The 10,663-nt window shown below is 61.0% G+C and carries 9 protein-coding genes; 2 read left to right on the top strand and 7 right to left on the bottom strand.

What is annotated here, in order from left to right:
- Positions 1-53: 53 nt before the first annotated feature.
- The 7 genes from cyoE to hmpA all read right to left on the bottom strand — a co-directional run bounded on the left by cyoE (position 54) and on the right by hmpA (position 7,475).
- Positions 54-941, bottom strand: a complete 888-nt coding sequence (gene cyoE, locus NP534_RS23070) for a heme o synthase (RefSeq protein ID WP_047583869.1) — start codon at positions 939-941, stop codon at positions 54-56.
- An 11-nt stretch (positions 942-952) separates the two neighbouring features.
- Positions 953-1,285 carry a cytochrome o ubiquinol oxidase subunit IV gene (gene cyoD / locus NP534_RS23065; RefSeq protein ID WP_033701225.1) on the bottom strand — a complete coding sequence of 111 codons (333 nt, stop codon included), beginning with the start codon at positions 1,283-1,285 and terminating at the stop codon, positions 953-955.
- Positions 1,285-1,908 carry a cytochrome o ubiquinol oxidase subunit III gene (gene cyoC / locus NP534_RS23060; RefSeq protein ID WP_033701226.1) on the bottom strand — a complete coding sequence of 208 codons (624 nt, stop codon included), beginning with the start codon at positions 1,906-1,908 and terminating at the stop codon, positions 1,285-1,287. The genes cyoD and cyoC overlap by 1 nt, the downstream gene beginning before the upstream one ends.
- Before the next feature lie 3 nt (positions 1,909-1,911).
- Positions 1,912-3,930 (bottom strand): cytochrome o ubiquinol oxidase subunit I, encoded by a 2,019-nt coding sequence (gene cyoB, locus NP534_RS23055; protein ID WP_274100228.1) that lies wholly within the window; start codon positions 3,928-3,930, stop codon positions 1,912-1,914.
- A gap of 3 nt (positions 3,931-3,933) precedes the next feature.
- Positions 3,934-4,878, bottom strand: a complete 945-nt coding sequence (cyoA, locus tag NP534_RS23050; RefSeq protein ID WP_274100227.1) for a ubiquinol oxidase subunit II — start codon at positions 4,876-4,878, stop codon at positions 3,934-3,936.
- Between the two features lie 558 nt (positions 4,879-5,436).
- Positions 5,437-5,943, bottom strand: coding sequence for a disulfide bond formation protein B (locus NP534_RS23045; RefSeq protein WP_033701229.1), 507 nt, complete (start codon positions 5,941-5,943; stop codon positions 5,437-5,439).
- Between the two features lie 353 nt (positions 5,944-6,296).
- Entirely contained in the window at positions 6,297-7,475 is a 1,179-nt protein-coding gene (gene hmpA, locus NP534_RS23040) for an NO-inducible flavohemoprotein (RefSeq protein WP_274100226.1), read from the bottom strand.
- A gap of 154 nt (positions 7,476-7,629) precedes the next feature.
- Between hmpA and norR the strand changes: the two genes are divergently transcribed.
- Both norR and NP534_RS23030 read left to right on the top strand, forming a co-directional pair.
- Entirely contained in the window at positions 7,630-9,180 is a 1,551-nt protein-coding gene (gene norR / locus NP534_RS23035; RefSeq protein WP_274100225.1) for a nitric oxide reductase transcriptional regulator NorR, read from the top strand.
- 186 nt (positions 9,181-9,366) lie between these two features.
- Positions 9,367-10,663: Ig-like domain-containing protein (locus tag NP534_RS23030; protein WP_274100224.1), on the top strand; the 1,297-nt coding region annotated here is incomplete at its 3' end.

Below are 10,663 nucleotides of genomic sequence, written 5' to 3'. Positions count from 1 at the left end.
CCATAAAAAAACCCCGGCACATGGCCGGGGTTTTCGTGTAACAGGCAGCGGTATCAGCGTGCGTAGGTCATCAACACGTCCGCAGCGGTCTGGCTGTCCACCGACATCATCACGCTCAGGGCAGTGACAGTGAGGATGGAGAAGCCGAACACCTTGCGGGCCCACTTGCTGTCGTCCTCGGCCTTGTAGCCACCCCAGGCCATGTACAGCCAGTACAGGCCCATGGCTGCCGCCACGGCCATGTAGCCGAGGCCGGCGTAACCGCCGAGGGTAAGCATCAGGGTCGCGAGCACGAAGGCCAGCACGTACAGCACGATCTGCTTCTTGGCAGCAAGAATGCCGCGCGCCACCGGCAGAACCGGGATGTTGGCAGCGCTGTAATCCTTGAAGCGGAAGATGGCGATCGCGAAGCTGTGCGGCATCTGCCACAGGCTGAACATCACCAGCAGGGTCACTGCAGCCAGGTCGAAGCTGTTGCTGACGGCGCAGTAGCCGATCACCGGAGGCATGGCACCGGACAGGCTGCCGACCAAGGTGCCGTGCACCGATTTACGCTTCAGCCAGAGGCTGTAGAAACCGACGTAGACGATGAAACCGATCAGCGCACAGAACGCCGACAGTGGGTTGGCCTGGACATACAGCAGGCTGAAACCCGCCACCCCAAGCAGGGTGGCGTAGATCAGCGCGAGGGTCAGCGACATGCCGCCCTGGACCATGACGCGGTTCTTGGTACGTTCCATCTTGATGTCGATGTCGCGGTCGATGCAGTTGTTGAACACACAACCGGACGCCACCACCAGGGAAGTACCAACCACCACCGCCAGGAACAGGGCGAAGTCCACATGGCCCTTCGCGGCAAGGAAGAATCCGCCTGCCACGGAAAGCACGTTACCGAAAATGATCCCCGGTTTGGTGATTTGGATAAAGTGCTTAACGGACATGCAGTCTTACCTCACTTGGCCATCATTTCGATGTGGATGTTGAACATGATCCACAGCGACAGGCCGACCAGCAGTGCAATTACCATGGCGGTGAACAGGAACGTCGACACGTTGGAACGCTGCTCTTGCGAGCGGTCCATGTGCAGGAAGTACACAAGGTGCACTACCACCTGGATGACGGCCATGGCCACCACGACCAGGACGGTCAGGTTCTTCGGCAGGCTTGGGAACATCACCAGGCCGAACGGGATCGCGGTCAGGATGATCGACAGAACAAAGCCGACCATGTAGGACTTCACGCTACCGTGATTACCTTCGTGATGAGTGTCGTGTGCGTTAGCCATTACAGAACCCCCAGCAGGTAAACGACGGTGAATACGCAGATCCAGACCACGTCCAGGAAGTGCCAGAACAGGCTCAGGCAGCTCATGCGGGTCTTGGCGGTCGGCGTGATGCCGTGCTTGTTGATCTGGTACATCATGATTGCCATCCAGATCAGGCCAGCAGTCACGTGCAGGCCGTGGGTACCGACCAGCGCGAAGAACGCCGACAGGAAGCCACTGCGCTGCGGGCCGAAGCCCTCGGCGATCAGGTGATGGAACTCATAGATCTCCATCGCGATGAAGCCTGCACCGAACAGGAAGGTCACAGCCAACCAGCCCAGTACACCTGCTTTATTGCCAGCGAACATCTTCAGCATGGCGAAGCCGAAGGTGATCGAGGACAGCAGCAGGAACGCGGTTTCTACCAGCACGAAGTCGAGCTGGAAGATGTCATGACCCGACGGGCCGCCGGCAAAACTGCCGGACAGCACCGCGTAGGTGGCGAAGAGCGACGCAAACAGGATGCAGTCGGTCATCAGGTACAGCCAGAAACCGAGTACGGTCATCTGGCCCGAGTCGTGGTGGTGGTCGTCATGCCCATGGTCGTGACCATGAGCAGCGCCGTGCATTACTTGACTGGACATTGATTACACCCGCTCAAACGATTCGACACGTGCGCCGGCAGGCAGAGCACCTGCTTTGGCCAGCGCTTTCATGCGCTCGCCTTCGATGCGCGCCACTTCTTCGGCCGGAACCATGAAGCCCTGGTCGTCACGCGCGGCGTGGCGAACGAAGACAGCGATGGTTGCAACCAGGCTTGCGCCAACCAGCCACCAGATGTGCCAGATGAAGGCAAAGCCGAAGACGGTCAGGAACAGGCCCATGAACAAACCGGTAGAGGTGTTGCTCGGCATGTGGATGGCGTCGAACTTGGTTGCCGGCTTGTAGGCAACGCCGGTTTCCTTGGATTCATGCCATGCATCCAGACCAACCTGCTCAGGCATGTGGGCGAAGTTGTAGAACGGAGGTGGCGACGAAGTCGACCATTCCAGGGTACGACCGCCCCATGGGTCGCCGGTCACGTCCAGGTTCTGGTTGCGGTCGCGGACCGAAACGTAGAGCTGGATCAGCTGGCAAGCGATACCGAACAGGATCAGCACGGCGCCGACAACGGCTACGTACAGGTAGGGTTCCCACAGTGGGTTGTCGGAGTGGTTCAGACGACGGGTCATGCCCATGAAGCCCAGGGCGTACAGCGGCATGAACGCAACGTAGAAGCCCGAGATCCAGAACCAGAAGGCAGCTTTGCCCCACTTCTCGTTCAGGGTGAAACCGAAGGCTTTCGGGAACCAGTAGGCGAAGCCGGCAATGTAGCCGAATACCGCACCACCGATGATCACGTTGTGGAAGTGAGCAATTACGAACAGGCTGTTGTGCAGAACGAAGTCAGCACCTGGTACTGCCAGCAGAACGCCGGTCATGCCACCGATGGAGAAGGTGATCATGAAGCCCAGGGTCCACAGCATCGGTGCGGTGAAGCGCACACGGCCCTGGTACATGGTGAACAGCCAGTTGAACAACTTCACACCCGTCGGAATGGAGATCAGCATCGTCGCCAGGCCGAAGAAGGTGTTGACGCTGGCGCCGGCACCCATGGTGAAGAAGTGGTGCAGCCATACCGCGAAGCCCAGGATGGCGATTGCGCCCGATGCGTAGATCATCGAGTGGTGGCCAAACAGACGCTTGCCGGAGAAGGTCGAAGTCACTTCCGAGAACACGCCGAAGGCCGGCAGGATCAGGATGTAAACCTCAGGGTGACCCCACGCCCAGAACAGGTTGACGTACATCATCGGGTTCCCACCAAGCTCGTTGGTGAAAATGTGGAAGTCCAGATAACGGTCAACAGTCAGCAGAGCGAGTGCAGCGGTCAGAATCGGGAAGGAAGCAACGATCAGCACGTTGGCCCAGGTGCAGGTCCAGGTGAAGATCGGCATGTCCATCAGTTTCATGCCAGGTGCGCGCATCTTCATCACGGTGACGAGGAAGTTCACACCGGTAAGCGTCGTACCCAATCCGGAGAGCTGTAGCGCCCAGATGTAGTAGTCGACACCCACTCCAGGGCTGTACTGAATGCCCGCGAGCGGCGGATAGGCAACCCAACCGGTCTTGGCGAATTCGCCGACGCCCAGGGAGATGTTGACCAGCAGCACGCCTGCCAGCAGCAGGTAGAAGCTCAGGGAGTTCAGGAACGGGAAGGCAACGTCACGTGCACCGATCTGCAGAGGAACCGCAAGGTTCATCAGGCCGGTGAAGAACGGCATCGCCATGAAGATGATCATGATCACACCGTGAGCGGTGAAGATCTGGTCATAGTGTTCAGGCGGCAGGTAGCCTTCGGAGCCGCCGGTAGCAGCAGCGAGCTGTGTACGCATCATGATCGCGTCGGCAAAGCCGCGCAGCAGCATGATCATCGCGACGATGATGTACATCACCCCGATTTTCTTGTGGTCGACAGTCGTCAACCACTCGGTCCACAAGTAGGTCCACTTGCGGAAATAGGTGACAAGACCGACGACAGCGATACCACCGAGCGCGATCATGGCAAGCGTCACCATGACTATCGGCTCGTGATAGGGTATCGCCTCCAGGCTTAATTTACCGAACATCTCTTACTCCTCTGCCCCGGCAGCTGGTTGCATACTCGATTCCACACCCTTGGTAGTGGCCAGATCTTTGCTGCCTGCTTCTTCGTGGACCGGCTTGCCGCGGTTCATGCCTTCGTACTTGTCGACGATGGTCTGGAACAGCTCTGCTGGTGCCTCGCTGTACAGCGCGACTGGGTTGTATTCGCTAGGCTTGGCCAGAGCTTCGTACTCGGCTTTGCCCAGTTTCAGCGGCGACTGCTTCACTTCGGCGACCCACTTGTCGAAGTCTTCCTGGGAAGTAGCAGTAGCCTTGAATTTCATGCCGGTGAAACCAGCACCGCTGTAGTTGGCGCTGATACCGTCAAACACACCGTTCTCGTTGGCGATCAGGTGCAGCTTGGTGGTCATGCCGGCCATTGCGTAGATCTGGCCACCCAGGCCCGGGATGAAGAACGAGTTCATCACGGCGTCGGAGGTGACGCGGAAGTTGACCGGGGTGTTAGCCGGGAAGTTGATCTTGTTGACCGTCGCGATGCCCTGCTCCGGGTAGATGAACAGCCACTTCCAGTCCAGTGCGACCACGTCGATCTGGATCGGCTTGACGTCCGAATCCAGCGGACGATACGGGTCCAGCTTGTGGGTGGACTTGTAGGTGACATAACCCAGCGCGATGATGATCAGGATCGGGATGATCCACACCGCAGCCTCGATCTTGGTCGAGTGCGACCAGTCAGGCGTGTAGGTCGCAGCCTTGTTGGAAGCACGGTACTTCCAGGCGAACGCCACGGTCATGATGATGACCGGAATCACCACCAGCAGCATCAGGCCGGTAGCGATGAGGATGAGGTTCTTTTGCTCAATGCCGACCTGACCTTTCGGGTCGAGCAGGGTCCAGTTGCACCCACTGAGTAAAAGCATGCCTAAAAAGGGCAATATGCCAAACAGTCTGGGGTAACGCTTTTTACTCATCTCACGACCTCTAGATCAGCTTGCTTCAATGCAATTTGTGTTTTGGTAGCCAACACTTCGTCCTGCCAAGTGAGGCATTTCGCGCCCGTACTCGCTCCTGCCTGGGGTCCGACTGCAGGACCTTGGCTCAAGCGTGTTAGCGGTGCTTATGGTTTCGTAGGCAACAGGCCTGTACTTCAGACCAAGTCCATTTGGTGCGGGAAAACGCGGAGGGGTGTCCGCTCGGTATCGCCGCTGGGCGAAACTTGACGAAGTCAGCAAAAGGGAGCGCTGGGGCTTCCTTCAATCCTGCGACTCGCAAGCAGTGCCGAACGGAAATTGGGGGCGATTGTAGATAGGTCGCCAACCCTTGACTATGACTTATTGAGCAACAGTCTTTTACAGAATATGTAACAATGCACCCCGAAGAATCAACTTCGCGACAGTTTGTCGCACCCCGCCCGGTAGCCCTCAAAGCCGCATTCTACAAGGCTTCGTGATTGATCTGGATCAAGCGGGGAGCAACTTTCTGCGCATCTCACGCGGTGCAAAAGACCTCACACAATTCGGGACTTTTGTCTAAGACTGACGTCGGTTGCGGTAGATACCCAGCGGTACCAGAATGGCGGTGAGCACGAACGCGACCAGTGCCCATTGCGCCAGCGACAGACCGAGGATCGGTGGGTACGGCGTGCTGCAGAAGCCGTCGACCTGGAACGCCAGTGGCCACAGCTTGGCCAGGGGCAGGTCATCGACGATCGGCTGCAGGGTATCGATGCCGCAACTGACCATGGGGTTGGCGAGTATATACACATGGTTGCCGGCCGCAACGATTCCGCCCACCGCGCTGAGCACCACCAGGCCTTCGAACAAGGTCAGGCTGCGGCGCCCCGGCATCGCGGCGGCGATGAAGGCGAACACGGCGATAAACAGAAGGGCATAGCGCTGCAGGATGCACAGCGGGCAAGGCGCCTCGCCCAGCACCACTTGCATATAGAGGGCGCCACCGATCAGCGACAGGCAGATCAGCCCTAGCAGCACCAGAAAGCGCCGTTCCCGATTCAGGCGCGATGTTTGTTCGTTCATTGCCGATTCCTTCGATGGATAGTGGCCGCGTGGTCCGCCTGCCTGTGCGCAATTCTACACGCTGGGCAGGGCCTTTTGAGCGTGCCGAGGTGGCGGCGTGATGGCACTGCGCGGGTTATCCGGAGATGGCTGAGACCGGCCTTGGCGACGTCGGTTCAACGCCCCACGGCAAAAAAGCGGCTACCCGGGTGCCGCACAGGGCAAGCCCCTCGACACCCGGGAGTGAAGGATACCGTGATTAAAGGAGGATTAAAGATGAAAGGTTCTGGGCCTGTTTCATCTCTCCTTTATATAGATGAGTTGCTCTGGGCAGGCGCGGCCTTGTCGGGGCGACTGCCCACAATAAGCGCAGGTTACTCCAGCGCCGCCGCCGGCCCGAAGAACTCGTAGCGGCTCTGCTGTTCAGGCACGCCCAGGCCCTTGAGGTGACGTTTGATCACCGCCATGAAGCCCTTGGGCCCGAGGAAGTAGGCATCGACGTCACGCTCACGCCCCAGCCACTGAGCCAACAGCTCCTGGCTCAGCAGGCCCACGGCATCTGCCTGGTCGTCGGCATCCTGCTCTGCGTAGCAATAGAAGCGCTTGAGCTGCGGGTGGCGCTCGGCCAGCCCATCGATCCAGTCACGAAAGGCGTGCACGGCACCGTTGCGCGCGCAGTGGATGAAATGCACCGGGCGCTGGGTTGCAAGCGCCGCTTCAAGCATCGCCAGGGTCGGGGTGATACCCACACCGCCACTGATCAGCACCAACGGCTTGTCGCTGGCGGCCAGGGTAAAATCGCCCGCTGGCGGGAACAGTTGCAACGTCTCGCCCACAACCAGTTCGTCGTGCAGGTAATTGGAGACCTTGCCACCGGCTTCGCGCTTGACGCTGATGCGGTATTGCTTGCCGTCGCACAGGGCCGACAAGGAGTAGTTGCGACGCTGCTCGGCACCGTCAATGAACAACTGCAGGCCAATGTACTGCCCTGGCTCGGCTTTGAGCACCGGCTTGCCATCCACCGGCGCAAAGTAGAACGAGACGATCTCGCTGCTCTCTTGCTCGCGGCGTACCAGGCGAAACGCGCGGGTACCGCGCCAGCCACCGGCGGCTTGTTCCTTCTCTTTATAGAGGTTTTCTTCGGCGCCGATGAGGATGTCGGCCAACTGGCCATACGCGGCGCCCCAGGCAGCGATCACTTCAGGGGTGGCGATTTCCTTGCCGAGCACTTCTTCGATGGCACGCAGCAGGCAGCTGCCTACGATCGGGTAGTGCTCCGGCAGGATCTGCAGCGCGACGTGCTTGTTGATGATCTGACCGACCAGGCCACCGAGCTGTTCGAGCTGGTCGATGTGGCGGGCATACATCAGCACGCCGTTGGCCAATGCTCGTGGCTGGTCGCCGCTGGCCTGGTGGGCCTGGTTGAACAGCGGGCGTACTTGCGGGTATTCGTTGAGCATCATCTTGTAGAAGTGGGTGGTCAGTGCTTCGCCGCCGCTTTCCAGCAGGGGGACGGTGGCCTTGATGATTGCACGTTGTTCGGCATTGAGCATTGCTACGACTCCTGAGCCTGTGGCTTGAAATGATTGCATTAGACATTTCACCAATCGTGCCAACTTTTATCGCCAGCAAAATCAGGAGGTTGACGCAGACCATGTCAAAATGACCTAGGCCGGCGTATAGTCATTTTGACCAATAGGAGTCCTTATGACAGCAAAGCCCCTGCTTACCGCCCTCCTCCCTCTGGTCAGCGACCTGTCCCGCGATCTGAGCGACCAGGAACGTTACCGTCGACTGCTTCAGGCCATGCGTGGGCTGTTGCCTTGCGACGCTGCCGCGCTGCTGCGCCTGGACGGTGAGTGGCTGGTGCCTCTGGCGGTGGACGGGCTGAGCGCCGATACCCTGGGCCGACGCTTCAAGGTCAGCGAGCACCCGCGCTTCCAGCTCTTGTTGAGCCGCCCGCAACCCACTCGCTTCCCCAGCGATTCGGAACTGCCCGACCCCTACGACGGCCTGGTCACCGCCGCCGATGCCGACCTTGAAGTGCATGACTGCATGGGCTGCCCCCTGATGGTCGATGAACGCCCGTGGGGCCTGCTGACCCTCGACGCACTCACCCCAGGGCAGTTCCAGAGCCTGGAACTGGATGCCCTGCAGGCCTTCGCCAGCCTGGCCGCCGCCACGGTGACGGTGGCCGAGCGCATCGAGCACCTGGCCCTGCGTGCAGAAGACGAACACCACCGCGCCGAGATCTACCGCCAGGCCAGCACCCAGGACAAGCAGCTGATTGGCCAGAGCGCCGCGCACAAACGCCTGGAAGAGGAGATACGCCTGGTCGGCGGCAGCGAACTGACCGTGCTGATCACCGGTGAGACCGGCGTCGGCAAAGAGCTGGTGGCCCAGGCCCTGCACCAGGCCAGCAACCGTGCCGACAAGCCCCTGGTCAGCCTCAACTGCGCCGCATTGCCCGACACCTTGGTGGAAAGCGAACTGTTCGGCCACGTGCGCGGCGCCTTCACCGGCGCCCATGGCGAACGCCTTGGCAAGTTCGAGCTGGCCAATGGCGGCACGCTGTTCCTTGATGAAGTCGGTGAACTGCCACTGACGGTGCAAGCCAAGCTGTTGCGGGTGCTGCAGAGTGGCCAGCTGCAACGCCTGGGGTCGGACCGTGAGCACCGGGTCGACGTGCGCCTGATCGCGGCCACCAACCGTGACCTGGCAACAGAAGTACGCGACGGCAACTACCGCGCCGACTTCTACCATCGCCTGAGTGTGTACCCGCTGCACGTGCCGCCGCTGCGTGAACGTGGGCGTGATGTGCTGCTATTGGCGGGCTATTTCCTCGAACAGAACCGTTCGCGCCTGGGCCTGAACAGCCTGCGCCTGAGCAGCGAAGCCCAGGCCGCGCTGCTGGCCTACGACTGGCCAGGCAACGTGCGTGAGCTGGAACACCTGATCGGTCGCTCGGCACTCAAGGCGCTGGGCCAGCACCCCGATCGGCCACGCATCCTCACCCTGGATGCCATTGACCTGGACTTGCGTGCCGCCCCCGCGTTGCACCCCCTGCCCTCATCCACCCCGCTGCAAGCGGCGTCATTGCCCGAGGGTGGGCTGCGTGCAGCCATGGATGACTACCAACGCCAGGTCATCGAAAACTGCCTGCACCGGCACGTAGAAAACTGGGCCGCCGCCGCGCGCGAACTGGGCCTGGACCGCGCCAACCTCAGTCGGCTGGCGCGTCGGCTGGGGCTTCGCTGAAGGCTATCTACCAAAGGATTAACCCAGAAAGCCATCTGGTTGCTTCCTGCTGGGCTGCTATATCTCCCTAACCACCGGTATCACGGCCGTCATGGTCGAGGCTGCGCGCAATACGTTCTTTCACGTTGCGCCGGCCCTGGGTCGCGAAGTCGAGCCAGTGTAGCCGCACACCAGCAGGGAGCATCCATGGACAACATCGTCGTCGCCGATAAGCAATCCGCAGTCGCCACCCAGAGTGCCTGGGGCAATGTCAGTCTCAACGGGCCAGGCGTCGTGCAGATGCCGGTTTCTCCCGATAAAGTGGCAACCGTAACCCAGCGCGGGCAAGACCTGATCGTCACCTTGAAGTCGGGCGAGAAGGTCACTATCGGCAACTTCTTCGCCGTGGATCAGGCGGGGGTCGGCAGCGACATCGTCTTCGTCGGTGAAGACGGCACCTTGTGGCATGCGAACTACGATGCAGCAGCATTCACTGGCTTTACCTTCGACGAAGTGGCTTCGCTGGATGAACTGGTCGCGGGTATCGGTGTGGCCGGTAGCGCGATGCCCACCTGGGCGATTGCCGGGCTCAGCCTGCTGGGTATCGGCGGCGCGGCGGCCGCTGCAGACAGCAGTGGCGGTGGCAGCAGCGGCAGCTCGGACCCGGGCGATACCACCGCCCCTGCCACGCCCATCGACCTGCTGGTGTCCCCCGATGGCCTGCGCCTGACCGGGCGTGGCGAAGCAGGCACCACGGTGAACATTCGCGACGCTGCGGGCAACCTGATCGGCAGCGGCACGGTGGGTGCCGATGGCAGTTTCAATGTGTCGCTTACCCCCCCGCAGATCAACAGCGAGAACCTTCAAGTCACCCTGACCGATGGCGCGGGCAATGTCTCGGCCCCAGGCAGTGTCACCGCCCCGGATGCAACAGCCCCCGTGGCGCCGACCGAGCTTGCCATCAACGAACAGGGTACAACCCTCACCGGCCGTGCCGAGCCCGGCTCCACGGTAGCGGTGCGGGGCGCCGGTGGCGTGCTGCTGGGCAGCGCTGTGGCCGGTGCCGACGGGCAATTCAGCATTGCCTTGCAGCCGCCGCAGACCGATGGCCAGGCCCTGGAAGTGACCGCCCAGGATGCGGCTGGCAACACTTCGCCGGCCGCTGGTATCACGGCCCCGGATGTCGAAACACCGCCCGACACTACCCCGCCGGATGCGCCAACCGACTTGCTGATCGCCCTGGCCGGGCGGCAACTCAGCGGCCGCGGTGAAGCGGGCACCACGGTGCAGGTGCGTGACGCCGCCGGCAATGTGCTGGCGACCGGCACCGTCGGTGCAGACGGCACCTTCGTGATCGCGCTTGACCCTGCCGTGATCGACGGCAGCACCCTGCAAGTCACCCTGACCGATGCCGCTGGCAACGTTTCGCAGCCGGGCTCGGTCGTTTCGCAAGATTTGCTGCCACCGGCACAGCCGACCGACTTGGCCCTGGCCGAAGGCGTAA

It is taken from the genome of Pseudomonas sp. 39004 (assembly GCF_028682155.1).
GTDB classification, from domain to species: Bacteria; Pseudomonadota; Gammaproteobacteria; order Pseudomonadales; family Pseudomonadaceae; genus Aquipseudomonas; species Aquipseudomonas capeferrum.
The sequence above is the reverse complement of the archived record's forward strand: the minus strand, read 5'-3'. Positions and strand labels throughout refer to the sequence as shown.